We start from the raw sequence: 26,792 nt of genomic DNA, 5'->3' as shown, positions 1-26,792 counted from the left end.
CCCTCACCCTCACCATCACCATCACCTTCCCCTATTACGCTTCACTACACATATCTCACCCCCGACCCTCCAGCCCTACCCCTCTCGCCGAATTTTAAGTGACCATTTCTCTGCTAATCTGTTCATTTCAGATGATTATAAAATTAACGCCGATTACTCCAGCTATTTCTCTCAAAAAAGCCATTTTAATCCAATTAACTGGAATTTCTCCCGCTAATCTCTCGATATCTAGCATATTTCGGCTATCTACCCACAATTTTGCAGGAGTTTCTCCATTTAATTCACTCCCTGCCACAGAGCAGGGTGAAATAACGGTAGTTTTTCCATCTATTCCAGCTGCTGCGGCTTACCAGATCGATCCTTCCCAATAAAAAAGGAACTGCCGAATCGTTCTCGGCAGTTCCATTGCAGTTACGCGGACGGGACGGGGTAAAACTACATCCGCCCGGATGTTTGAAGTAGAATTTGAAGCACTTTAGCTGCAGCTTCACGCGTCGTCGCATCGGTTGGCCCGAAATAGAGCTTGCCTTCCGATTCGAAGCCCTCCATCAATCCAAGATCCGTCACCAGTTGGATGCTCTCATTCGCATAGCTGCTAAACTGCGAAGCATCGGCATAAGCATGATTGCCGGATAGTTTAGGACCCTGCAAGCCGATGAGCTTAACCGCTCTAGCGAGCATCACCGTCAAATCTTGTCGGGTAATAGTCTCATTCGGCTTGAACTGGCTTGCATCAACGCCTGTTACAAGTCCTGCCTTGAACGCAGTCGTTACGTCGTTAATGAACCAGTCGCTGCTTGTCACATCGCTGAAAGGACTAGCTTCCGTTTGCCCTTGCAATCCGAGAGACCGGACGAGCATCGATGCGAACTGCGCACGCGTCACGTTGACCTTTGGTGAATAAGTATGATCGGACGTGCCGTTCAACAGGAATTTGTCCGCAAGCGATTGGATTTTATCGCGCGCCCAGGACGTATCGATATCGGTGAACGTCACCTTTCTCACTGCAGCGGCATACGTCGAGAAGCCCGGACGACGTATCGTTACAATGGATGCCCCGTCGCTTGCAGGCGAGATTTTGGCAGGTACAGGATAAACATTGCCATTCTCAAGGTACAACGCACCCGCCGCACTTGCATCCGTACCTTTCTTGATCAAAAATGATCTTGTGACAACTTGGTCGGCTTTCAACTTCAGAGGTTCGGCAACACCGAGCTTCAAGCTGCTTGCCTCGAAGACATAAGGAGTTCCAAGAATAGAAGCATCTTTCGCTTGCTTCGTGAATTCGGATTTGCTGCCTTCGTCCATCTTGATCGTGATCACGATGTCCGCTCCTTCAGGCAATTGTTCTAAAGCTGAGAGCGGTAAAGCAATAGAAGCATCATTCCAGTTGAAGACAATCGTCCCCTTAAGACCAGCTTCCTTCAGCATCTTCGCTTGCGCAGCCGTTAATTTCAACTGAGCGGCATTAGCAGTATCAGATGCTGCTCCAATAGTGAATGCAATCGAGTTTTGTTTTGCTTGATCCAATGCTTTTTGCAGTTCTGCATCTGCTATGGATACAGACAATTGCGTGCCTACCAAGCTCGTGAGCGACGCGATTGAAACACTCGTTTGCCCTTCCGTAAGTACCGATGCAGCTACTTCCTTATTGTACGCCGCTCCGCTTGGCATGACAGGACCTGGTCCAGAAATCGGCGGATAATAAGGGCCGTTCGGTTCATCTGGCGTTGGCGGGTTAGGCACATTTACATCGGATTCACTGTTCATATAGAAGGTTTTGAATGTTGCTGTTTGGTCCACAAGTTCATAGTTCTCGTTATAGACGGATCCGATGAGAACCATTTTGTAACGGCCTTCCGGTAGATACATGGTCACCTTGTTGCTGGTGAATTCATCAATTCCAAGTGCAAAGGAACCATCGAATTCCGGAATAATGATGTTGGTCGGAAGCGGCTTTAAGACTTCCTTCTCTTCGTCCAGATCAAAAATCTCAGCGACTGTGCCTACCATTTCATTATTCATATCGTAAAGCGCGGCATAGAGATGATTGACTTCTTTCGTTGGGAGCATCGCCGTAATATCGATAGGCGCGTCTTTGGACACTGCTACGCTGCTGAGCTTCATGTTCTGAATCATGAACTCGTTGCCGTCAGACTGGTCGCCTACGTGAATGACGAACGGCAGATGAAGGGAAGGAACTCCTTCGCTCTCCAGCAAGACCTCACCCTCGTACACGCCTACAGGCGCATTCGCAATCGCTTTCCCGGTGAGCTTGAAATCCAATTGACCGCCCGCATCCACCGTGATTTGGTTAGCTGCGAGTCCTTCGAGCTCCATCATAATTGCACTGGAGTCCGGGGTAGGAATCGGATGATTCGGTTCAGAGGTTACTGACGGATGCATCACGACTTTCGCCTTGTACGAAACAGGCGCATCCGACATGTTTTTCACGCGAAGCGGCTTCTTCACCTCTTCGGCCCCAGGAAGTACTTCGCCAAAGCTCACGCTGCTCGCTTCACTCGGTATAACCGTTGGATTCATTTTGTTATCGTAAATGGTAACCTCATCCATGGATTCAATAATGGCAGGCGTATCGATCGCGCTCAGGACGTCTACACGTCCCGCACCTTGCGAATAAACATCATACAGCGTTCCGTTTTCATTGCTGATTTCGTCCGCTGTATTAGCCAGCGCTGCACGAATGTCGAACGGGGTCCACGCCGGATGGGCTTGCTTGAGCAGAAGAGCAAGTCCCGCCACATGAGGTGCTGCCATACTCGTGCCGCTCAGTCTCGCATAGGCTCTGTCGTAGTTGGCATCAGGATTTATTTTGCCATAAGCAGGCACCGTCGAGAAGATTTGAACCCCGGGCGCGCTTAAATCCGGCTTAATGCCATAATTACCATCGGAATTAGGTCCTCTGGAGCTGAAATCCGCCATGCGGTCTCCCGCAACGAAGTAAGAAGCAAAATCGTTTTTTATCGTGAATTTCAACGTGTGATCCGGATGGGCCATCAGCTCACGAGCTAGTGCACGTCCCATTTTACCCGGCATGTCGAAGGTTGGAATATAGTCATAACCATCGCCAAGGAAACCAACAGGTCCAACCGGGCCGTCGCGCGAAGGAATTACGTCGGACAAGTCGGGCTCATATCCTCCCATTGTTTCCTTGCTGTTGCCATTGAAAATCACTGCTGCCTTCGCGCCATGCTTGGCCGCTAGCTTCACTTTCTCATCGAAAGTGAGAAGCCCACGGGAGATGAAGACGATTTTATCAGCCAAGAAGTCTGGGCTAAGGTCATCATAATTGGAATCTCCCCCAAGACCGACATACACGCCTTGAATCGGATCGGCTCCAAATATCTCGTTGAACTTTTCTTGACCTGTCGTCCAGCTCATCAAGCTCATATTGGCATCATAGCCGAGTGAGGGGGCGTCGCCATATACAGCTGAGCTAACAGCGCTATAGACAGATCCCGTTACGCGACTGCCGTCGCTGGTCGCCGCACCCACGGAGATCGCCAATTGAGAAGATGCTGGTGATCCCATGGAATAATAGTAATGGGCTCCAGTACCGGCATTGCCGTTGGCCACAACAGCCACGACACCTGCCAAGACGGCATTATTCACCGCGATTGCATCAGGCGAGTCAGGGTCCTTTTCCAAATCACTCCCCAGGGAAAGGTTGATGACATCCATCTTATCTTCGACAGCATGCTCAATGCCGTCGATGACTTGAGCGGAAGTACCGCCTTCCGGTCCAAGCACTTTGTAAGCATACAGCTTTGCCTTGTAGGCTATGCCTTTCTGCACACGATCCGATGTTGGATTTGAAGCCCTACCAACGATGGTTCCGGAAACATGCGTACCGTGGTGAGAGCCTTCATAACCATCTACCGGCAAATCCTCGTAAGGATCGTCATCTAGATTGATGGCATCATAACCGCCTTCTTCATAAGCACTGGCCAGATCAGGATGCAAGTAATCGACGCCGGTATCAATGACACCAACTTTCAGACCTTCGCCTGTTAACCCGCGTTCCCATGCCTTCATGACACCGATTTGTTCGAGCGGAACCGTATCAAAATTAGGCGTTCCATCCGCAGCTAAGTAGCTATCGTGCTCTTCAATTGGATAATACATGACGTTTTTATGAATCGACTTCACGCCTGGAAGCTTGGCCAGCTGAGGGATCTGGTCCGCGCGAATGGTGATCTCCATCCCGTTCAGGACGGTGTTGAAGCGGCGGTCAATCGTGAATGGAATGCTGCTCTTCTGCGCGCTGCTTACGAAAGCATCTTGCTCGGATTGCACAGTAATTTCGCTGGCTTCTGCGGCTAATGTCTTGTAGCCAAGCTTGGCAGCATACTGCCCGACAGCTGACGGCTGGCCACTCAGTTGGACGATAACTTTGATCTCTTCCGTGGAAGTCGTATTAATGTCCTCGGCAACATGTGCCTGGCCCGGAGCCTTGTTAACTAAGGCGTCTGACCCAGCTTCCTTCAACAGACGGGTGATCGATTGCAAACCTTCCTTGGTTACGAAGGTCGTCTTGTCTCGCGGAGCGGCATGTGCGGTAGGCAGGCTCGTCGTGACGAGACTCCCAGCCAGCACCGAAATCATCGCGAGCGACAGCGATTTATTGAGTAGTGATCGTTTCACGTTCAGGTACCCCATTTCGGATCAGATTATAAGCTTCCTCGCAGGCTAGCGTAAGTTCAGAACATCCAAACCGTCGATTGTGACAATGCTATTGCTCGACTTGGCATTGGCTTCTCCTGCATGCACGATCTTGATTTTGTGCAAACTATTGGATAACTCGCCCGACGTAAAGACAGGCACCCGATAACGTAGACTCTCGCTGTACAAATCGATTGGAACCGGCGTCACCAATACACCGTCGATATAAATATTTACCTTTCCGCGGTTGTTGCCTGTCGTGGACCACAATGTGACCTTTGTGCCCGTGAACGTGAACTCGGCAGAGCTGTCTGCTGTCGTTGTGTAAGTCTGTACGCCGTCGGGATAGTTAGCACCATATCGGTTCGCCCAAGGGCCTACATAATTAGCCGCAGCATGAGTTGGTGAAATTAATCCTGATAAAACGAAGGAATCCACATTAATGCTTTTCTTTTGATCTACACCGTTTACAGCTCGTATGAGAACATCGTGATGTCCGTTAGGCAGCACCGTTTTGAATAGGGACTGATTCGACTGCGGCGTCTTGCTGGACAAATCGGCATACCCCACAACGACGCCGTCTATCGTAATTTCTGCTGAGCCTTGTGCGTCGTTCTTCGAACCGATCCATTCGAACAAATTGCCTTTGAAGCCGAATTGGACGTAACCATCACCTGTAAGCTGTTTGATCGTTCCTTTGGAATACGATGGGCTCGAAAGCGAAGTCCAGTTTCCGTCGAAACGCAGCGAAGGGTCATCGTCTTCAAGTACTCCTGACGCATTGCTGTACACCACGTTCAGGGTATAGCTGCCAACGCCGGATACCGCGTAGACATTGATGTAATAAGTGCCCGCCGTCGTGGCCCGGTACGTTATTGATTCGGCAGACTTGCCTGCGGTTTCGGAAAATGCGATCGCGCCTTCCTTGCTTTGCACTGTTTTAGCAGAAGAATCGTATAAAATGAGATCGAAATCCGTTTCTGCTGCGCCAGTAAGGGAGAATGTCACTTCTTCACCGGCATTCAGCTCAACCGAATAAACATGATTCGGATCGTTCACCTGATCGAGCTTGGCGCTAACAGATGGATCTAACAACGACATGCCAGGGATATCCTTATTCCACAGCGCGCGGTATGCGCTTATCAATTTACCGCTCACGGTGTTCGTTTTAAGATCACTGAGCGTTTTTCCGCTATTCACAACTCGCTGCTTGATATCCAATGCGCCCATTGTCGGGTTCTGACTTTGTACAAGCGCAGCTACCCCAGCCGTATAGGCAGCAGCGTACAGCGTTCCTTGGGAGTAGGAGTAATTACCGTTGCTGTTTTTCAAATTGACTTTGGTCATCTCGGGCTTATTGCTGATGACAGTGTCGTAAAACAGTGAGAAATCCATTAATCGATAAGTTTGATTGTCGTAAATGGTGCCCGGAACTCCCCAACCTTTGAATATGTACCCGCCTTCCTTGACGAGCTTGATTCCTAACACGTCAAGTACGAACTTAGAATTTAAACTTTGGTCAATTAAATCTTGGCCTGTTACCATCAAATGACCGCCATCCGTAAGATATCGGGTCAAGTTGGCTTGATCGACATCCGTTAGCAGCTTGCTATTGTTCGTAGCCATTGCCGTGCCTGAGAACCAAACGACGACATTGTACTGCTTCAGCTGCTCAATTGGTGGGCCATCAAAGGTTTCATCCGTTGTTTCAAAGGTTTCGTAAGTATAACCGGCTGTCTCAAGCAATCCTTTATAGACGGCAAAAGGATCACTCTCGTACATGGGACCGACTCCTCCTCCTCCACTGCGGCGACTGTCGTTCACGAGTAGGATTTTCGGCTCGACTCCAGCAGCCGGCTTGAGATAGTCCATCGCACGATTGAACATATCTTGCCGTTGACCTGCCGTTTCCGGAGTATCGATCGGAATTTCTTCAAACCCGATGCCGTTGTAATAAGCTTTATACACGCCGTTATCGATCTCGGCTGCATAACCGGCATTCACGTCAGGCGACGTCGAAATAATGAGTTCAGACGGTGCGGCCACATCGACGGAGGCTTGTCCACGCGCAGCGCCCAAAGACAGGTTCCCCAGAACATTTACGCCTGTGACCGACAGTATGTTCGAACTTGGATATGCTGCTGGGTATATGGGCCTGACATCTGCATTCAAAACACCTCCAGCACTTTCGCCGGCAGGAGCTACAAACAGCATGCCAGATGCGTTGATTGCATCTTCAACTAACTTGCTTCTGTAGGTGTACACGAGCCCGAGTGTGGCGATCTTGGCGCCGTTCTCTTCGGCATAGTGGATAGCATTCACGACATCTGTGAAGTAACCACCTCCTTCAGAAGCTACCTTGATTGGCATGACGTTGACATTAGGCGCAACTCCAGCGATGCCCTCGTCATTGTTCATCTTCGCTGCGATTTGGCCGGCAACCGTTGTACCATAGACATCGTTGAGTCCGTCGATCGTATCGAACAAGGTGTTGTCACCATGCGCGAAATCCCACCCATTCACATCGTCGACAAACCCATTGCCATCATCGTCGATGTCGTTATCCGGGATTTCCTTCTCGTTCGTCCATATTTGGCCGACCAAGTCAGGGACATCAATTTTCACTCCCGTGCCGATAACAGCGACTGTCACGTCTCTGCTTCCCTTGGTAATCTGCCAGGCTTCCGGCAAATCCATGTCAATATCAGGTGTGCCTCCTGGCACCACGCCTCCATTTAGTTCTTGTCCGGTGTTGTGCAGCGCCCACTGCTCATGAAATAGCGGGTCATTCGGCAAAGGTGGTGAATCGTCACCCGTGTCCGCAGCTGAAGCTGCAGCCTTACTCGTCTGCTCGAATGGACGGAACGTTTGCGGATTCAATGCGGTGGACACCTTGTAATCGGGTTCCGCATAAAGTACGTTCGGATCCTTGAGAAGTTCTTGAATGACGCTAGGGACATCGGCTCCAGCAGCAAGCTTCAGCAGTTTCGCATTGGGAACCGTTAGCGGGCTTGTGCCTATGACTTGATTGGACAGCGTTCCTGCAAATGTAGAAGCAGGTTCCGATCGGTATTTGACGATGACATGATCGGCGGCATACTCCATCTTGTCAGGTAGCGAGCTTGCGAAAGCTGGCTGAGGGGAGGAATCCTGCAGCGAGGTATTCATGTGCGAATCAACGGAGATCGTTGGGTCAAGGGTTACTTGTCCTTCCATCCATTGACTTTTTCTAATCGAATCATTTTGCTGGGGTTGCATGGCTACAGCAGGAGTCACAACTCCAAATAGCAGCATCGTTGAAAGAAGAGCGGAAGCCATGTTCTTACTTTTCCTGGTCAAGTCTTGTCACTTCCTTCACGTTTTTGGTTAAATGCCAAAATGAAAGCGCTTTAAAATAACACCGATCTACTAGTAAGTAAGTAACCCTTCTTTAATCACACACTTCTCTCGCGCAGCCTAAAAGAAACGATCTAGATATTTTACCTGATACGCCCCCTTTCTTCCTGTGTTCTTCCACCATACCTACGGTCATCTAACCGGCCTTTTGAGCCTTATCTACACGCCGAGGACGGTTTGGATATGCGAATTGGAAAATATGTTATTAAACCTAACACATCTCTTCCAAATTCTGAGATTATTATATAGTTGCTTAAACTTAAGAGTCAATAGGTTTAATTCCTTATAATTTTTCGAGCTTTTGTGCAAAAATACGAACGCATCATGGCCATGATTCTATAAATTAAGAATTATCTAAATAATTTTAAAAAGGATGCAACCTTTTCTTTCAGTCAACCGTTTATGATCATGTGAAAGCATTAAACAAACTATATGAGGTGGACCTTATGAAAAAAGTATTCAAAATGTTAACTCTATCAGCAGCAACTGCTGTATTCTCTTTAACTCTTGTAGGACAAAGCTTCGCAGCTTCGTCAAGCTTTACGGATTTGGATAAAGTCGCCGCAAAGGACAAAATTATCTCCCTGCAACAAAGTGGCATTGTATCTGGTATCACGACTGATTTGTTTGCTCCACAAGCAGCGATGTCAGAAGCGCAAGGCGTTCAACTGCTCGTAAATGCATTTAAGCTCAATCTAGATTTGGTGAGATTCGTAAAAGAGCCAAAAGCAACTGATTATTTTGTAAAAGCTAATAATGATTCTTGGTATGCCAATGCGCTAATCACTGCTGCCGTCAACAATGTTGATCTTCCAAAAGATTTAGATCCGAATGCCACCTTGACTCGCGAACAATTCACGCATCAGCTTATTCGCGCAATTGAAACATTTGGCAAGCTGCCTCTGATTAATCCTGTTGTTGTTGATATTAAGGACAACGATCAAATTAATGTTGAATATTCAGGTTCAATCCAACGCGCAATTAACTACGGCGTAATCAAACTAGGTGCTGATGGGAAAATGAATCCGAAAGCTGAAATCACTCGAGCTGATGCTGCTGAAGAAATTTTCAACGCCATTGAATACTTGAAAGCTCACCAAGCACCATCGGATCCGACTGAAGTCCTTACTGCTACAGACAGTGTGAAGCTGATCACTGAGACGCTTGGGCTCGTTGATTCAGACATTAAAATCAAAATTGACCCGAACGCCAAAGTGACGCGTGAATCCTTCACGAATCTGCTCGTTCAAACGCTTCAAACAAGCGGTAAACTGCCTATGATTAAAGTCGTTCCTGTGGATATTAAAGATAATGACCAGATCGACATTTTAAATTCAGGCTCCATTCAAACAGCGATTGCCATTGGTGCCGTGCAATTAAATGCAGATGGTAAGTTCGATCCGAAAGCTGAGATTACGCGTGCTGATGCAACTCAAATCGCAAATAACGTTGTTGACTATTTGAAATCTCACCAAGTGCATTCAGATCCAGGTGCAACCATTTCGGCAACGGAAGGCGCAAAACTGATTACTGAAACTCTTGCACTCGTTGGCGCAGACATTAACATCAAGATTGACCCTAACGCCAAAGTGACGCGTGAGTCTTTCACAAATTTGCTCGTTCAAACACTTCAAACAAGCGGTAAACTGCCTATGGTTAAAGTCGTTCCTGTGGATATTAAAGACAATGACCAGATCGATATTTTAAATTCAGGTGCTATTCAAACAGCGATCGCTCTTGATATTGTTGAATTAAATGCAGATGGTACATTCAACCCAAAAGCTGAAATTAGCCGTGTTGATGCAACTCAAATTACGACAAAAGCCGTTGAAGCTGTCAATAGATTGGCGACTAATAAATAAGATAGATGTAAAAAAGCAATCAAAGTGGACAGACATCCCTTTGATTGCTTTGCTTTATTTAACCATGTTGTTGACGGAATCCTTTTCGTCAAATACAGAAATAGGGTCTACTTTTCCGGTGGATTTGGGAATAATAAATTTACGCTGAAATACTTGTGTCTCTCTTATCTCCAGTTGTTAGAGAGATATCATCATAACTGATCGCTGCGAACCCTTTTCTCTAATCAAGTCCAGAATTGGGAACTATGGTCCATTATATGCAGGGAAACAAGCTCTTTCCTCTCTCGGGGGAAACTACAGGCTCTTATTTGACCCCCATGGCACGTTTCACCTGAGAAATTGGCAATATTGCGGACCATAGTTCCCCTTGAATCCCAAAAATGAGCCTTTTCAGGTAAATAGCGGACTATAGTTCCAACAAGCAATGCTGGAGCGCTTGCATCCCCAAAAAAACCTCCTATTCATCTTCACTTGGAAGCTGAATAGGAGGTTTTTACATTATAAACTCACAAGTGCCAATAGATTCGGAACGGCAAAGTCTGCGAGCCCGCCCGCTGGGATTCCCGGTGAGTCCATCGCTTCCCCGCACAACCACAAGGTGCGGATCCCAGCCGCACGACCACCGGCGATATCCGTATGCAGATTGTCGCCAACCATGACGCAGGCATCAGGAAGCGTAACCCCGCAGTGCCTTTGACGATCACATGTAACAAAGTCATCGCCAAATCCCCTTTTTATCTTGGAACGATCATAACACGAGCATTTTAACATTTCATTTCACCTATTTGTGTCAACTAAGTAATAAGGTTTTGTAAACTCCACACACCCGAAATTCACAACACCATATAATGGTACAACTGACTAATTTAAAGGCCTAAGAAGTTGGCCAAAGGAGAAATTGTATGCGAATTTTTTTAAGCCCTTTTACATTGGAAACGGCAACGGCTAAGGTTCGAAAGGCCGAAGATGACTGGAACACACGTAATCCTCAACTGGTGGCATTGGACTATAGCGAAGATTGCCGCTGGCGGAACCGAGTCGAATTTCCTGTGGGAAGAGCAGAAATTATCGAGTTTCTCACCAGAAAGTGGAACAAAGAACTGGATTATCGACTCATTAAGGAACTCTGGTCCTATAGCGGTAATCGCATCGCAGTACGTTTCGCTTATGAATGGCATGACGATGGCGGCCAATGGTACCGTTCTTACGGAAACGAGAATTGGGAGTTTAATAGCAAAGGATTGAATAAACGCCGTTACGCTTCCATTAATGATCTGCCTATTAAGGAAGCAGAAAGGAAATATCACTGGCCACTGGGACGGCGTCCGGATAACCATCCAGGCCTCTCCGAACTAGGTCTTTAAGCCTCTATATTCAGCCCTACACCCTCGTCAAATCCAAGCATAATGTTCATATTTTGAATAGCTGCCCCCGAAGCACCTTTTCCCAAATTATCAAATCGAGAAACAAGCAGGATTTGATCTTCATGTCCAAAAACAAATATATCCAAATTATTCGTATGATTGCATCTCGTTAGATTAAAGTAACCGTCTTCCAGATAGGCTTCAGAGTCGTAAGGGATAACCCGAATAAAACGTTCATCTTTATAATAGGAGGCAAGCAGCTCTTGAACATTGCTAGCCGTTACCTTCTTTTTAAACAATCTTGGAAAAAGAGGAATCGTAACGGCATCACCTTGGAAGTAATTTGCGACGATTGGTGTAAATATCGGTGGTGCGTTTAATCCGGCATATAGCTGCATCTCTGGAAGATGCTTATGGTTAAGGCCGAGAGAATAGGGTCTGGGTGCGAAAAGCTGATCCTTCTTTAAGTCCTCGTATTCGGAAATAAGTTTCTTACCTCCACCACTGTATCCTGTAAGCGAATAACAAGTCGCAGGGTAATCAATGGGTATAATGCCTTGGGCAACCAGTGGGTGCATGGCTACAATAAATCCTGTTGCGTGGCATCCTGGGACAGCTACCCTAGATGAATGATGAATGTTATTTCTTTGATCTTTATGTAATTCAGGTAACCCGTACGTCCAAGTTGAGTCAGTTCGAAAAGCTGTGCTCGCATCAATTACTTTGGTCTTGGGGTTACTAATCATAGAGACGGACTCTCTTGAAGCGGAATCTGGGAGACAGAGGAATACGAGGTCAGCTTCATTTAATAAAGCCTTTCGAGCTTCGTAATCCTTTCTTTTATCCGAATCAATTTGGATTACTTCTATGTTCGGTATCTTAGATAAGTACTCATGGATTTTTAGACCAGTAGTTCCCTCTTGACCATCGACAAATACTTTTTGTTTCATTTTTCCACCTCTTACTATATGTCGTTTTGTATAATTATACGTAATACTGAATTTATATTCAATCAGATCGTTTTTTAGAGTCAATATAAGCAATTATTTGCCCACATTTTGCAAAGAAAACGGTTTCACCATGCCCCAAGATAAAGAGAAGATTCATATCGGTTAGCATCGAAGGAGCTTTTTACCTATGACCATTCCTAAAAAACTCGGACTTTTTGCAATTACGTGGCCTTTATTTATTGAATCATCCTTGCAGGTATTCATGCGTACCTCGGATACATTCATCGTGAGCCATGTGTCGGACCAGGCCGTTGCAGCGGTAGGCGTCAGCAATCAGCTCATTATTTTTCTATTCTTGCTGCTGCAAGTCATCTCAACGGGTTCCGCCATCGTCATTTCTCAATATTTGGGCGCGAATAAAGGCGGAGATGTCAAGAAATTCGCTGCTGGAGCAATTGCACTTAATTGCCTATTCGGCTTCGTGATAAGCCTGTGCATCATTTGCTTCAGCAAGCAGCTGCTTCAGCCTTTTGGCTTGGAACCAGCAACACTGGAGCAAGCTCGCATATACCTATCCATCGTGGGCGGCTCCTTATTTGTTCAAGCTGTCAATCTAACCATTGCAGCCATAACACAGGTACATGGTTATACAAGATATACAATGACAGTCAGCTTGGGCATTAATCTCGTAAATTTGACGGGCAGTATTTTATGTATTTTCGGTCCCTTCGGCTTTCCAAAGCTCGGCGTTCCGGGTGTGGCCATCTCGGCCATCTTCAGCCAGCTAATCGGACTGATTGTGTATAGCTTTATTTTAAAGAAAATCATTCGTTTAAACTTATCCTTCACGGACTTTTACAAAGCCAGATTCGTAGATCTGAAAAAAATATTAACCATCGGTATTCCGACTGCTGGGAGTCAGCTCGTCTATTCGATTAGCCAACTGATGACGACCTATTTCATCACGCAACTGGGCGCTGAGATGCTCTCCACCAGGATTTACACCCAAAATATTATGACGTTCATTATTGTGCTGGCCGTTTCCTTGGGACGTGGAACCCAGATCATTATAGGGCGCCTGGTGGGTGCTGGTGAAAAAGAGGAGGCGTACAAGCAGTTGTTTCGCAGTTTGCTGCTCAGTTTGTTGCTTTCACTTGCCGCGGTCACATTGACTGTTATGTTCAGAAAGCAGTTGATCGGTATGTTTACGGATAACGTCGAAATCATTACATTGGGGGCTTTTTTGCTGACATTTGGTTTCTTACTGGAGCCCATACGCTGCTTGAACATCGTCATAGGAGAAGCCCTTCGGGCTGCGGGTGATGCACGTTTTATCCTCCTAATTGGCGTGTGTGTCATAATGGGACTGTGCGTCCCGTTAACCTATTGGGTAGGAATTCACCTGGGGTACGGTCTGGTAGGTATGTGGGGCGTGTTCATCATGGACGAAGGGCTCAGAGGGCTGCTATTATTATTCCGCTGGCGAAGTAGGGCATGGGAGAAAAAGGTGCTGGTAAGCAGGGAAGAAGCGGGCTAGTTTGAACAAATTTGCACAAACAGCCCTTATAAATCTTGGGATAATCGGATCATATCTATCACTTGTATCCCATTTTCAAATATTTCCTCCTCATAATGTCGAATAAAAAAGTCTCTGTCTATCCCGGTTATCCGGAAGCCGCATTTCTGATACAGGGCAAGCTGGCCAACGCCGGAATTTCCAGTACCAACCTCGATCGTTCTAAATCCGAGTTCCTTTGAAATCTGTATGGCATGCTTCACTAGCTGTTTGCCGAATCCTTTGTTTTGCTGCCTTTCATCAACGGCTACATTGACTAATTCAATCGTTTCTGGTCTTGTTGGCAGTAACACATAGACACCTACTATTTGATTATTCCGTGTGCCAACAAAGCATTGTCCTCTTTGAATGTAGTCTTCAACGAGCTTCTGTGAGGGGTCCGCTAATAAAAGCAGATCGAATGGCGGTTGTTCGTTGGGGTTTAACTTTCGTATTTGCATGTTTAATTGCACCTCTGTTTCTTGGTCTCAAAGCCAAATGAAAGGCTTTCGGGAACTACTCGTATGTTGAATATGTTGAACTCTTTCCAACTCTTCCGCAATGATGCGGATGCCCTCTTCAATATCCTGCTCATCCGTCCGTATGATGCTAAGTCGCAGCAAGTTCATTTTGGGAAAAGAAGAAAGGAACTGCCGATCGGCTGGCAACACATCAACTCCCCGAATCTCCAATCGCTTAACCATTTCCTCTGTATCGGAACCCGGAAGGCGAATTGCAGTGAAGACCCCCCCACTAGATTCTATAGAATATAAGGACTCTGGTGGCAGTAAACGCTTTGAAATTTCCCCTAATTTTTTTATACGTTGATTGTACAACGATTTCATTTGCTTGGCATGATGAGCATACATCCCGGACTTCATGTAAATCTCCAGCACACCTTGAGAAAGAACGGAAGTGCTCAGATCCGCCGTATGTTTATGCATTTGGAGTAATGGGATTAACGAATCCGGCACTGCTGCCGCAGCAAGCCTTAAACCTGGCAGCATCACTTTGGAAAAGCTCCGAAGATAAATAATATGACTGGCACCATTATAAGCGCGAATAGGATCTGCTTTAGAGTTCGTTTCCAGATCAGCAAGATAATCATCCTCAACAATGTAAACGTCGTAGTTCTTAGCCAGCTCCGCTAGTCTCATCTTGTCTTCTGGTGTGTAAGAAGTGCCTAACGGATTATGGAATCGCGGAATAGTATAAAAAAACTTAATCATATTACTTTGAAAATGTCGCTCCAAAGTCGCCCAGTCAATCCCGTTAGGCGTTCTTTCGATGCCGATGACCGTTTGTTTTTGTGCTTCTAATGCAGTCAACATTCCCCAGTAGGTTGGTTGCTCAACCAGAATGTTCGTTTTCCCGTTTGGAAAAGGCATCCCCGATAGCAGATGCAGAGCTTGCTGAGCGCCTGAGAATACAAAGATTTGCCCTTCGGAAGCAAACACTTGTTGCTGGTGAAACAGCTTCACAACCTCTTGACGAAGTGAAAGCAAGCCCTGTGGATCGGGATATGTGAAAATGGAAGATTCAAATAAATCCATTGCTTTGTTCATGCATTGGCGAAAATCATTTTGTGGGATTGATGATGGATCTGGGGCCGCCGATGCAAAATCGATTCGTTTTATTTTCATCAAAGGAAGCAGCACTTCTTGGGCAACAACAAAATAACCACTCTTCGGACGTGAGTATATCAAATTTTTATTTTCTAGCTCCTGATACACACTAATAATTGTATTGAGGCTGCAATCAAATTTCTCACTCTGTTTTCGTATGGATGGCAATTTTTGACCAGATTTAATTAGACCACCCACGATATCTGAGCGGATGCTCTGGATGATTGATTCCTTTTTACTTGTCATACATGCGCCTCCAATCAGAAAACTGTACCCATACAAAACAAGATAAACGAAGTGTACACGATTTATTGTACCTATTATAATACGAATCACCATATAAAGATGTATTAGAGGTGACTATAATGAACAAAGCAACGCATGGCTGGTTAAACGGATTCTTAGGTGTGCTTATCTTCAGTGGCTCTCTACCAGCAACACGTTTGGCTGTCATGGATTTCGATCCTTTGTTTCTCACGGTGTGCCGTGCCGCTATTGCTGGCATGCTGGCAGGAGGGTTACTCCTCATCTTCAGGCAACAACGGCCCATCAGAAGCGACATTGTTCCTCTTTTGTTAGTAGCACTCTGTGTGGTAGTCGGGTTCCCCCTGCTCACGGCTCTAGCGCTTCAATACATCACTTCCTCACATGCGATTATCTATGTCGGGCTTCTCCCACTTTCCACTGCAATCTTCGGTGTACTGCGTGGCGGTGAACGTCCGCGACCCGTTTTTTGGATACTTTCAGCTATTGGCAGCTCTCTTGTCGTTGGATTCGCCTTAACCAATGGAGCTGCATCTTCGCCTGTAGGTGACGGGCTCATGCTGGCATCTATTATCGCGTGCGGTTACGGCTATGCCGAAGGGGCTCGACTCTCACGGAGACTAGGGGGCTGGCAGGTAATTTCTTGGGCGCTCATGATGTCGCTTCCCGTTATGTTATTGCTTTCGTTTTATTACATGCCGGTTTCTTGGTCTAACACCAGTCTTTCGGCGCTATTAAGTCTAGCTTACGTCTCTTTGTTTAGCATGCTCATTGGTTTCGTATTTTGGTATCGCGGCCTTGCTCAAGGAGGTATTGCCGCTGTCGGGCAGTTGCAACTCCTCCAGCCTTTCTTTGGCTTGTTGCTTTCCGTTCTTTTATTGCATGAGTCAATTGGCTGGCCGATCTTTATTGTAAATATAGGGGTGGTATTGTGTGTGGCGTTCGCGCGACGATTTGCGTCGAAGTAGGTTCATGCTAACGGATTGAAGGGCTGCCGCTGGCAGCCCTTCATGGTTTTAACTATTGTTACTCGTTAATTGATATCACTTGGGCGTTCTTGTTCATGATGTTCTCTTGCCTAAACGGTAATAAACATAAATGATAATGAAATAAATTGGAAATAAGATTAGCCCTGCAAAAGCAGAAAATAAAACATATTCAACCTTATTACTTTCATTATCTGAATCAAAATTTACAAATCCATAAGTAACCAAGAAAAACCAGAATATGGTTAGTGAGTATCCAACTTTGTAAGGTAGTTTCATTTTTCACTTCCTTTAAAAAATGAACATGAGTACCGAATGTATGCCAACTGTGTAATTAAAAGAGTATTTCCCCCAAAGGGGTAGATTACAAATCCTTTGAATTCTGATATTCATAAACAACGTATTTTTCTCCCTTTTTTACAAGCAGCAGTTCAGTTTGCATTTGACCTTGAACCGTAAATACCTTTGTCCCAACTTGGAGTTTAGTTGCCATGTAATCTTCATAAATCCCTCCATCTTTGTACTCTTTTTTCACTTCGCCTAACTCATGATTTATTTTCAAATTCATTTGTTTATACTGCTCCTGATCTTCGGCACGTTTATAAAAACGTGAACCATAGACACATAGAATGTCCACGTCTTTGTTCTGTTTGAATATCTTCTCTGATATGGAGGTTCTCTCCATTTGACTAATCTTATTTGCACCTTCAATTTTCGGGTCTTTATAGCAACCAATTATAATTAATAGTGACGTACAAACGAATATGATTTTAAAAAAGGGGGTCATTGCTGTTTCATCCTTTTATAAAACATTTTATTAACAATTTTCAATAAGACAGACGTGTCATTGATAATTAAGTCTTAGTGAAAACATGAAATATCTCATTTCATTTTATATCCATTTTAACATATTAAAGTAAAAATCCCGCAATTTCTTTACACCTACATTTATTACAGAAAGAAACCGGAACCCCCATAGGAGTCCCGGTCCTCAGCCTATCATAGATTTATCGTTTTATGAGGTGGTGCGTGCACGGCGAGGCCGATCACGACAATTCTGCTTCCTTTTCTATACTTTTGAATCACGATTGGAATCCTCTTACCTTTGGGATTGACAATACTTATCTGAAGCGATGCGTTGTTTCTCGTTGCCACATAAATGGCGCGATTCCCCTTGAAAATTCTCTTCCAGTGTTTATCAAAATAATAAATTTCATCTTTCAAATCCGATAACGTATTGTTCCGATCAAGAGCCAAATGAATCACCTCCTTATCGTACTTTATGATGGAGCTATTTGATATGATTGGACAATCTTTCAGGGTTTGAATTCATTATAATTAATCTTTCCCTATATCGTGGATGATCTTAATGTTATGATTCTCATGCTGTAATAATAATTCGTGACGAGGTGAGGACAATGAAAACAAACAAATATACCTCTTATCCTCATGCTGCTTTTTAGTTATTCTTTTACGAATATAGCAGGCTCTGAGGGTAGGATTCACTCTCAGGGCTTTTATATTTAGGCAGAAGGAACGTTTACGCTTTCTTCTCAGTCTATGACAGCCACTTTCGGAGTGGCTGTTATTTTTTTATGCGTTCACTGCTTCCAAATATGAAAGGATGATGCTTTATTAAAAGACTCGCTCAATATTTTCGTTCCTTACAATCCGGACAGTCCTCTTACAGTATGATTTATGAAGGTTCCTACTATGATCAAGGGGGGACGGTATCTGACCCAACCTATTGGCATAATGATGTTGCCTATTACATTGAACGGACACATAAACTCACACTGGATAAACCATGTATCACCATCAGAATCCCTTTTGACCGTCTCGGCTTAGATGAAAATAGGGATCAAGTTGTTCTCTCGGATTTTGCATTAAGAGCATGGGTTGACCATATTGAGGCCTTAAATAAATTGCTTTATAACCGGTCACGTTCGGACAAAGAAAATGGCGCTTTTTATTGTTTTCGTCCAACCAATGTAGTGCTGCAACGTAATGCCTCCTTTGTCGAAGTTATCTCGGAAAAATGGTATCTATGCTTAAGGATTACTGTTCAACTTCCATTCAAGAATAATGACAAAGCGATGCGGATGCTCTGCAAAATACTTCCCAAAGAAGTGGAGGAGCTTATCGCCAAGTTTGATCTCATCAAATTAAATGCTGCCTATGAATTGGTAGAAAAACAAAATAGGATTCGCGAATGGCTGAAATCTAGTGGATATTGTGCTTTTATTGCGAATGGCAGTATTTTGCCAAGAAATAAAGGCAACATCGGGCCACTGGAGGGGGCCTTGCCTTTTACATCTCCAGAAGATGTTGAGATTGAAATTTGTGGCTTGCGAGGAATGGGAATCAAACATGGTGTGACAGTCATCACCGGCGGTGGGTATTCGGGTAAAAGCACAATGCTGGATGCACTGAATGCGGGGATTTACAATCACATCGTAGGCGACGGGCGCGAATTCGTGATTACAGAACAAAGTGCAATGGAAATAGCTGCAGAGGAAGGCCGTTCCATAAGAAATATCAATATTACCCCCTTCATAAAATGGATACCCCATCGTTCGGCTGAGCAGTTTTCGACTGACTACGCCTCAGGTTCCACTTCTCAAGCCGCAAATATTATGGAGGCAATCAACTTTGGTTGTAAACTTCTGCTTATTGATGAAGACAGAAGTGCGACGAATTTTATGATGCAAGACGTCAAAATGCGTTCATTAATCAAGCGTGAGCCCATTACACCTTTTACAGAACGTGTCAGGGAGCTTTATGAAACTGCTGGTGTATCTTCTGTTCTTGTTATTGGAGGTAGCGGTGAATTCCTGTCCGTTGCTGATCAAATCATCCTGATGGACAATTTTGCGCCAAAAAACGTCACCCAGGAAGCAAAAAAATTATGTGAACAGGACCAACCACGCGACCTTATCCCTCTTGCATCATGGGAGATAGAAAGAAAAATAACCACCGATCACTTTTCGAGCTATCCAACAGGCAGTGGTACAGAAAAGCTAATCGTTTCAACCATGAGAGATATGATGATAGGTGATGAACACATTGATATCAGAGGGCTTTACAATATCACATCACACGCCCAGCTTGCAGCTATTGCTTTTTTAATTCGAAAAATCGCTATAAGCAATCAGGATAGCCTCATCTATCTTCATGAAAAGATCACAAAAGCTCTCGAAGATATGGAAAGAGAAGGAGTGGATATTGTATTTTCTTCCTTTTTCCCTGGATTCGAAAGATGGCTTGAATTACCAAGAATCAATGAGGTATTATCTGTGATAAACCGAATGAAACATTTGAATTTTATTCAGACAGAACCTTCAGAACACATTAATTAGCACAAAGAAACCGATCACTGGACCTGGGGGTCTCAAGGATCGGTTTCTTTGTTGCCATTTACTTTAACGCAACTTGAGCAGACATTTCGCTTAGTTCACCGATCTCGGAGGCTGTCAGTCGGAAGCCCATTGCTTTCACGTTTTCCTCAACATGGCGCAGCTTGGACGCTCCGGGAATGGCGAACACGGAATCACCGTGCGCATGAATGATCCAGTTGAGCGCGACTTGCGTCGCGGAAGCATCATACTGAACGGCCAGTCTTTCCAAGATGTCGATGAGTGGTTTCGTCTGCCGCAAGCCATGCGGCTTGAAGCCTTTCATGAGACGGCGCGGCCCGGGAGCCTTACGGATTAGCTCCGGATTGTGATGAAACTTGCCGCTTAGAATGCCTTGTTCGAGAGGAGAATAAGCGATAATAGCAGCGCCCAGCTCTTGGGCGGTCTCCAGAACACCACTGCGTTCGATCCGACGATCTAGCAAACTGTACTTCACTTGGTTGGACGCTAGCCTCAGACCATACTCCTTCAAGACGCGATCCGCTTCCCGCATCCTTCGTGCATTGAAGTTGCTGACTCCGACGTTTCGAATTTTGCCCTCTTTCGCCAGCTTCGCCATTTGCTTCATCTCGCTTGCAACGGAGGAAAAGGAAAAAGGCTGATGGATCATATACAAGTCGATAGGGTATCCATCCAAAAGGCGAAGACGTTCATCGATCGTGCGCGGAATGCTGCTCGCGGTACGGAATGCTGGCCACCATTTGGTAGCGACGTGAGCATCCTTGGCTATATCCCCGGCTGCATGCAAGGATTCAGCTAGCATTTGCTCTGATTCTCCGTTACCGTAGACTTCGGCCGTATCAAACCAGTTGATGCCGCCTTCGAGACTGACGCGCACGATGTCGTGGACGAGGTCATTGTCCAGCTTGGGCCAGAATCCCCCGACGATTCCCCGTGCTTTGCTGAATTGCCAGCAGCCGAGTCCTAGCGGAGATAGAAGCAAATCCGTTGGACCGAACTTTCTTAATCGTGGTTTCGTTTGTTGAACCAACATCCGGCTTCCCCCATTTCGATTATTGTTCTATACCTGTAAGCGAATCCATATAGTCTCTCCAATATACTATTTTTCGATCTTGAATTGTAACTATTGATCAAAATCTATTATCGTAAAGCCTACCGGAGATTGGTTTGGTTCCGTGGACCTGATACTCCATAACATTAATATGCTCGTCAAAGTCCAACTCACATGACATCGAGGTGCATCCTAAGCACCGGTCCACCCTGTGAACCAGCGATGCCGATGACGACGAACCCCACTGATTCGTAAAAAGCCTTCGCCGCGTGATTGGCGGACACCTCTATACGCAAACCGCGGCGTGCAATGTCAGCGATGAGCGCACTGGCAACGCCTTGTCGCCTATAGTCAGGATCAGTGAACAGATCCTCAAGTTCGAGGAAGTCGTCGATCGGCCGCGCCGATGCGAAGCCGACGACTCGCCCGTCAACAACAGCAACATGCGCGAACGGCAGCATCGCGACGTCCCACACGAGCCACTCGGGATGAGCGGCGATTAGCTGGTGGTCGGCTTCGTTTGTCAGCGAAGCTCGGCGATAGACGTCACGTATCGTATCGACATCACCTGTGATCGCCCTCCGAATGACGAGGTCAGACGTTATGAATCGTGAAATCGGCACCCCCTCGTCAAACTGATGAATCCACTCTCCTTCTCGCTTGAGGTTTGCGATTCTATCTCTAATCAATTCGGAGAACTGACTCTCCCCTTCTCCATCAACTACTGTTTTCTCTAATGCTTTAATCTCGATTGAAATGATAAATCGCTTAAGCTCAGCTATATTCATAATGATTCAATACTCCTCGTCCGGCGGCTAAACCGCCATAATATAATGGATGTATATTATCACTGAGCAAGTCTTAGTCTATGGGCTGGCCTTCACTTGACTGAGAAACGGAACTAATGACAAATAGAACCTCCCAATCCGGTTGTGGACTGAGAGGTTCTAGTATAATTACTTAATCCAAGCGTTTATGCTCGAATACGTGGGCAAGAATGTCTCCCGGATTTCGGCCCGACATAAATTGATCAACGATTCCCTTGGTTACAGCCGCTTCTGTCCCTTGGTTCGATTCCACCAGAACTTGAATGGCATTGTCGAACGCCTGGAAAAACGCGACTTGCATCTCCTGTGCCTTTTGTAGTTCTTCTTCGCTATCACGGATGCCTGATGAATCTGGTTTACGCTCGTTAGTCGCTTGGGAAAGAGCTACATGCATTTCTTCTACGCTAAGATTCGTGCAATACGCTGGCGACCCAGGTTGTAGGCGCCAAGACTCATCAAGCCCGCCAGCATCTACAGGATCAAAACCTGCCTCGGTTACCAACTGGGATACGATCGCCTTAGCTGCAGGATCATCACCGGACACCGGCAAAGCTAGGCGTCGAGAAAGTCCAGACTGAATTTCTTCCGTCAAGTTATACCAATTAGTGGCACTGAACGCTTTGATAACCGAGTGCTTGATTTGCTGCTCGACCCAACGGCTTTCGGGCATTCCTTTTTCAATAGGCTCAATAGCGCCGTCGCGGTGCAAAGGATAATAATTGCTGGTATCGATCACAATCGCTCCTGGAGCGATTGTTTGGAGGAATTCCTTTGGTAAATCAACCATTCTCTTGGTGGGAATGGAAAGGATAACAATGTCGGCTCCTTGCGCGACGTCCTGAACCGTTGCTGGAGTTGCTCCAATCTCCTTGGCTAATTCGTGCAAAGCTGGGGAGTTACTCGAATTAGCGATAGTTACAGTATGTCCTTTTCGAGTAAAAATCCGCGCAAGGCTTCCTCCAACATTCCCTGTTCCGATAATAGCAATTTTCATATTGAACAACCTCTTTCTTAGGTTTTTTTATTTTTTTAGTCAATAGTGACCACAGTCATGTGACTACAGTCATCATACTACGGTCATATTTAATTTGTCAATTACACTAACATGCGTTATAGTTTAAGAGTCGGGAGGGGAATATGGGATGATAAAAAAAGAAACAAATCGACAGCTCAAGGGAAAATCCACGAAGAAAAAGATTTTTACTGTAGCGAAAGAACTCATCGTATCCAAGGGATATAACAACGTTACGGTGGATGAAATATGCGAGAAATGCGAAATTTCTAAAGGGACTTTTTATATATATTATAAATCCAAAGAGGACATCGTCAGAAAGTTGTACCGAGACGATATGTCCGAGTATATGGAAGAGAATTTCGGGAAGTATATTCAAGAGAATAAAGATGCTTCTCCTGTAGACAAGCTTAAAACTTTTATCATGGTAGCACTTGGATTTCCGATAACGGTTGGTGAAGAACTGACTAGACTCACTTTCGTTGTTTACCTCTCCCTTAATTCAACTGAAACCTCGTTTTTCTCGGACTGCATCAAGCAGGAATTGTTATTTGAAGCTATTGACGAGGGAAGAGCGCAGTCCATATTTAGAGAAGATATGTCTACAGAAGAAATCGTTAACTATGTTTACTCTTTTTTGACAGGGTCATGCATGACTTGGTGTCTATCTGATTCAAACTATGACATTGGCAAAATGAACGAAATATATGTGGATGCTCTAATAAAGGGTCTACAATGATTCCATATTGTTCCTTCAACAGAAAAGACCGTTCGGCCGAGTCTCTCACTCGTTCAAACGGTCTCTTCGCATTTTGTTATTCCTCTATGACAATGCTCTCATTAATTAAATTCATGATCACGATATAAATTAATTACGTCCTTCAGTGCAGCGGCAGCCGCCCCTCTAGGAGAGGATGAGCCTCCGATCGCGCAAACTGCCCCCATCGTGTCTGTTTGAAAAACGATACCTTTATTGGTGCCATCAACGCCAAACAACATATGCCCAGAGCTGATTTCAGTAGGAGCGATGTTGATGTGGACTTTCCCATCCCTTTTCAAGGCTTTGGCAAGGAGCTTGAATTTCGACCCCCTCCGTTTACATTCAGCCATTTGCTCCTTGGTGATAGCGTCAATTCCTTGAATCGACAGATCCTCTAGTAGATAACGAGTACCAAGCAAATCGTTAGCCAATAAGAGAATTTTACAAGCGCTATCTATCCCTTTTACATCCAAATCCGGATTGGTTTCGGCTATCCCTTTCTGCTGAGCAGTTCGTAATGCCTCTTCAAAAGAGAGGTCCTCTTCCTGCATGCAGGTTAAAATATAGTTTGTCGTACCGTTAAGAATCCCTTCAATACCAACAATTTCACTGCCTGCTAAACTGATTTCACCAATATCCTTTGTTGGTAATGCGGCGGCAGTTGCCGCACTATATTTTAGTCTTGCTTTGTTGGCTTTGGCCACCTCGAAAACCGTATCATAATGCGCCACAAGCGCTCCTTTGGATATGGCTACAACGTCCATCCGATTATGAAACGCTGTTATCATGTTGGAAAACCCCGGCTCACCACTCCCTACATCCGTAGGGGTAGCTTCTACCAATACATCCGCGTTAACGTAACTGCTCGTAAGTGGAATGCGTAAATTATGGGCATAATCAGATAACGATTGGGATCCTAACTCGGATTCCGACAAAATATGGAGGTTCAAGCCTTCCTCCGAACTAATAAAACCATCCCGTCCTCCTACCGCTACCAGACGTAATTCAAGATTATAGTTTTGTTTAATCATTTCTGATTTTTCTTTTAAAAGACGAATAAATTCTCTGCCTACGGAACCAAAACCAGTTAGCACAATATTTTTCTTAAGCATATACAATCCCCCGTTCATAAAAACAACATTCCTACGATTCAGCTTTAATTTCAGCCTTGTTTACTAAACAATATACGTTTAACTGACCATAACTTCAATGACAAATAGGGAGCAACTGCCGCAGCAGTTTACTCCCCTAATGAAAGTTCACCTATAGTACTTCTACTTTAAGTTGATTTTTTTAATTTTCTCCATCTCAATCTTTGGTTCACGTTGTATAGTCAACAAGCCATTCACCTCTTGCTGCACATCAGTTAGCTGCGTGTAGCAGAAGCCGCTGACGTACTCCAAGTTTTTGATTGCCTGGGTAATACTTTCATACCGCGCTAAGAACTCTTCTTCACTCTTCACTTGGTTGCCGTAGCCCCAACCTTCCTCGCTCTTGAACGCGATACCGCCATACTCACTGATAATTACCGGCTGCCCCTTATAGCTGTACCCATTTGCGAAAGGGTATCGGTGTTTGTCATGAGGAACTTCATTGCTAAGCAATACTTCCTTATCCTTGTACCGAGCTTCGAATACGGCTCCCAGCTCCTCATAGTCATGCAGCGTAATGATATCCGAAACCGTGTGCTCCCAGCCGTCATTCACAACAACAGGGCGCATTTGGTCATACGACTTGGTCAAATGATAGATGGATTCGGTGAACTGCTGCTGCTTCCGGTCCGTAGAGATGCTCGAAATCCCCCACGATTCATTGAACGGCACCCATGTGACAATGCTCGGATGATTATAATGCTGGCGCACAACTTCGATCCATTCCTTCGTGAACCGATGTACGGCATCATCTCCGAACTCATAAGTGGATGCGAATTCCGACCATACCAAGAGTCCTTTGCGATCCGCCCAGTATAGGAATCTTGGGTCCTCCAGCTTCTGGTGCTTTCGTACGCCGTTAAATCCAAGAGCTAAAGTTTTCTCTATATCATCAATAAGAGCTTCCTCAGATGGCGGCGTCAGATGGGTATCTTCCCAATATCCTTGATCAAGAAGCAGACGTTGATAAAACGGATAATTATTGAGAAGAATCTGATTGCCTTTAATCTCAATGCTTCGCATGCCGAAATAGCTGTAGACCGTGTCAACTGGCTGGCCATCCTTCTTCAGTATAACTTCCACATCGTACAAATGTGGATGATTGGGATGCCAAGCATAAACCTTCCATTCGCCGATATCGTTCATAACGCTTACATCTACTTTCACAAACGGCCTGTCAACATTCGATTCCGTTGAGCGAATCAACTTGCCGTCGTATCGGATAATTGTCTGCAGCGACAATCCTTCGAAAGATCGAACGGTGCTTCCCATCTCATACTCGAACGATACGGACGCTTCCTTCAGCTTCGGCGTAATCTTCATACGGTTTACATGGTGCACATCGACGTATTCCATCCATACGGACTGCCAGATGCCTGTAGTCTGTACATACCAGCAGCCATAGTTCTTGTCCACCCAGCGCTGCTTGCCGCGCGGTTGCATCGTACTGTTCCCATCCTCAACCCGGACAGTAATCCGATTATCACCACCTGGCACAACAGCATCCGTAATATCAAACGAGAACGCGGAATATCCACCCTCATGCGAGCCCACATAAACGCCATTCACCCAGAGCTTAGCCAAATAGTCGACAGCTTGAAAATGAAGCATGATGCGCCGTTCATTGATATCAGCTGGTATAGCCACGATCCGTTCGTACCATACGCAGGGATGGAAGTTCTCTTCGCCGATACCGCTGGCCTTAGTCTCGTAAGTAAATGGAACTTGAATTTTCTTATCAGCGTCGAGGTTGCTGTACCAACTATGCTGCTCTCCTCGAAACGAATCATCAAAGCGGAAGCTCCACTCCCCGTTCAACAATTGCCATTGGTCGCGTACCAATTGCGGTCGCGGGTAATTTTTAACGTACTTATGCGTGCTGGTCATATTCTGAAAATCCTCCTTATAATTAACTTAATTGTTAACTAA

20 protein-coding genes are annotated in these 26,792 nt (G+C 45.4%); 6 read left to right on the top strand and 14 right to left on the bottom strand.

Going from position 1 to position 26,792, the window contains the following annotated elements:
* Positions 1–127: 127 nt before the first annotated feature.
* From GQF01_RS31040 to GQF01_RS31030, 3 genes are all read right to left on the bottom strand, one after another.
* Positions 128–295, bottom strand: a complete 168-nt coding sequence (locus tag GQF01_RS31040) for a hypothetical protein (RefSeq protein WP_161410932.1) — start codon at positions 293–295, stop codon at positions 128–130.
* Between the two features lie 140 nt (positions 296–435).
* Positions 436–4,665 (bottom strand): S8 family serine peptidase, encoded by a 4,230-nt coding sequence (locus GQF01_RS31035; protein WP_161410931.1) that lies wholly within the window; start codon positions 4,663–4,665, stop codon positions 436–438.
* Between the two features lie 45 nt (positions 4,666–4,710).
* Positions 4,711–8,001 (bottom strand): S8 family serine peptidase, encoded by a 3,291-nt coding sequence (locus GQF01_RS31030; protein WP_161410930.1) that lies wholly within the window; start codon positions 7,999–8,001, stop codon positions 4,711–4,713.
* Positions 8,002–8,525: 524 nt separating this feature from the next.
* Here GQF01_RS31030 and GQF01_RS31025 point away from each other — a divergent pair.
* The gene (locus GQF01_RS31025; RefSeq protein ID WP_161410929.1) at positions 8,526–9,941 is read left to right on the top strand and encodes an S-layer homology domain-containing protein; all 1,416 of its coding nucleotides are present in this window, start codon (positions 8,526–8,528) and stop codon (positions 9,939–9,941) included.
* 498 nt (positions 9,942–10,439) lie between these two features.
* On the opposite strand, the gene GQF01_RS31020 is transcribed toward GQF01_RS31025, so the two are convergent.
* Entirely contained in the window at positions 10,440–10,712 is a 273-nt protein-coding gene (locus GQF01_RS31020) for an HAD family hydrolase (RefSeq protein ID WP_161410928.1), read from the bottom strand.
* A gap of 131 nt (positions 10,713–10,843) precedes the next feature.
* Between GQF01_RS31020 and GQF01_RS31015 the strand changes: the two genes are divergently transcribed.
* On the top strand, positions 10,844–11,305 hold the full coding sequence (locus tag GQF01_RS31015) for a nuclear transport factor 2 family protein (RefSeq protein WP_161410927.1): 462 nt from the start codon (positions 10,844–10,846) through the stop codon (positions 11,303–11,305).
* Here GQF01_RS31015 and argC read toward each other — a convergent pair.
* Positions 11,302–12,255, bottom strand: a complete 954-nt coding sequence (gene argC, locus GQF01_RS31010; protein WP_161410926.1) for an N-acetyl-gamma-glutamyl-phosphate reductase — start codon at positions 12,253–12,255, stop codon at positions 11,302–11,304. The two genes, GQF01_RS31015 and argC, sit on opposite strands and share 4 nt — an antisense overlap.
* A 187-nt stretch (positions 12,256–12,442) precedes the next feature.
* On the opposite strand from argC, the gene GQF01_RS31005 reads away from it, so the two are divergent.
* Positions 12,443–13,792, top strand: coding sequence for an MATE family efflux transporter (locus tag GQF01_RS31005; RefSeq protein ID WP_161410925.1), 1,350 nt, complete (start codon positions 12,443–12,445; stop codon positions 13,790–13,792).
* Between the two features lie 26 nt (positions 13,793–13,818).
* Here the strand turns inward: GQF01_RS31005 and GQF01_RS31000 are convergent, their stop codons facing one another.
* Complete coding sequence (locus tag GQF01_RS31000) at positions 13,819–14,271, bottom strand: GNAT family N-acetyltransferase (protein ID WP_161410924.1); 453 nt, start codon at positions 14,269–14,271, stop codon at positions 13,819–13,821.
* A gap of 27 nt (positions 14,272–14,298) precedes the next feature.
* Positions 14,299–15,681, bottom strand: a complete 1,383-nt coding sequence (locus tag GQF01_RS30995; protein ID WP_161410923.1) for an aminotransferase-like domain-containing protein — start codon at positions 15,679–15,681, stop codon at positions 14,299–14,301.
* Positions 15,682–15,800: 119 nt separating this feature from the next.
* Here GQF01_RS30995 and GQF01_RS30990 point away from each other — a divergent pair, with 119 nt between their 5' ends.
* Positions 15,801–16,667, top strand: a complete 867-nt coding sequence (locus GQF01_RS30990; protein ID WP_161410922.1) for a DMT family transporter — start codon at positions 15,801–15,803, stop codon at positions 16,665–16,667.
* A 382-nt stretch (positions 16,668–17,049) separates the two neighbouring features.
* Here the strand turns inward: GQF01_RS30990 and GQF01_RS30985 are convergent, their stop codons facing one another.
* Complete coding sequence (locus GQF01_RS30985; RefSeq protein ID WP_161410921.1) at positions 17,050–17,472, bottom strand: hypothetical protein; 423 nt, start codon at positions 17,470–17,472, stop codon at positions 17,050–17,052.
* Between the two features lie 212 nt (positions 17,473–17,684).
* A complete protein-coding gene (locus GQF01_RS30980) occupies positions 17,685–17,942 on the bottom strand; it encodes a hypothetical protein (RefSeq protein ID WP_161410920.1) in 258 nt (85 codons plus the stop codon).
* 434 nt (positions 17,943–18,376) lie between these two features.
* Here GQF01_RS30980 and GQF01_RS30975 point away from each other — a divergent pair, with 434 nt between their 5' ends.
* Positions 18,377–20,044, top strand: coding sequence for a P-loop domain-containing protein (locus GQF01_RS30975; protein WP_161410919.1), 1,668 nt, complete (start codon positions 18,377–18,379; stop codon positions 20,042–20,044).
* 58 nt (positions 20,045–20,102) lie between these two features.
* On the opposite strand, the gene GQF01_RS30970 is transcribed toward GQF01_RS30975, so the two are convergent.
* From GQF01_RS30970 to GQF01_RS30960, 3 genes are all read right to left on the bottom strand, one after another.
* Positions 20,103–21,095 (bottom strand): aldo/keto reductase, encoded by a 993-nt coding sequence (locus tag GQF01_RS30970; protein ID WP_161410918.1) that lies wholly within the window; start codon positions 21,093–21,095, stop codon positions 20,103–20,105.
* A gap of 188 nt (positions 21,096–21,283) precedes the next feature.
* The gene (locus tag GQF01_RS30965) at positions 21,284–21,901 is read right to left on the bottom strand and encodes a GNAT family N-acetyltransferase (protein ID WP_161410917.1); all 618 of its coding nucleotides are present in this window, start codon (positions 21,899–21,901) and stop codon (positions 21,284–21,286) included.
* Positions 21,902–22,073: 172 nt separating this feature from the next.
* Positions 22,074–22,943 (bottom strand): NADPH-dependent F420 reductase, encoded by an 870-nt coding sequence (locus GQF01_RS30960; RefSeq protein WP_268894406.1) that lies wholly within the window; start codon positions 22,941–22,943, stop codon positions 22,074–22,076.
* Positions 22,944–23,082: 139 nt separating this feature from the next.
* On the opposite strand from GQF01_RS30960, the gene GQF01_RS30955 reads away from it, so the two are divergent.
* A complete protein-coding gene (locus GQF01_RS30955; RefSeq protein ID WP_161410915.1) occupies positions 23,083–23,691 on the top strand; it encodes a TetR/AcrR family transcriptional regulator in 609 nt (202 codons plus the stop codon).
* 101 nt (positions 23,692–23,792) lie between these two features.
* Here the strand turns inward: GQF01_RS30955 and GQF01_RS30950 are convergent, their stop codons facing one another.
* A complete protein-coding gene (locus GQF01_RS30950; protein WP_161410914.1) occupies positions 23,793–24,824 on the bottom strand; it encodes a homoserine dehydrogenase in 1,032 nt (343 codons plus the stop codon).
* A 162-nt stretch (positions 24,825–24,986) separates the two neighbouring features.
* The gene (locus GQF01_RS30945) at positions 24,987–26,750 is read right to left on the bottom strand and encodes a glycoside hydrolase family 2 protein (RefSeq protein ID WP_161410913.1); all 1,764 of its coding nucleotides are present in this window, start codon (positions 26,748–26,750) and stop codon (positions 24,987–24,989) included.
* Positions 26,751–26,792 lie beyond the last annotated feature (42 nt).

This window comes from Paenibacillus silvestris (genome assembly GCF_009882985.1).
In the GTDB taxonomy this organism is placed as follows: Bacteria; Bacillota; Bacilli; order Paenibacillales; family NBRC-103111; genus Paenibacillus_E; species Paenibacillus_E silvestris.
This window is presented reverse-complemented; position numbering and strand designations above follow the sequence as displayed.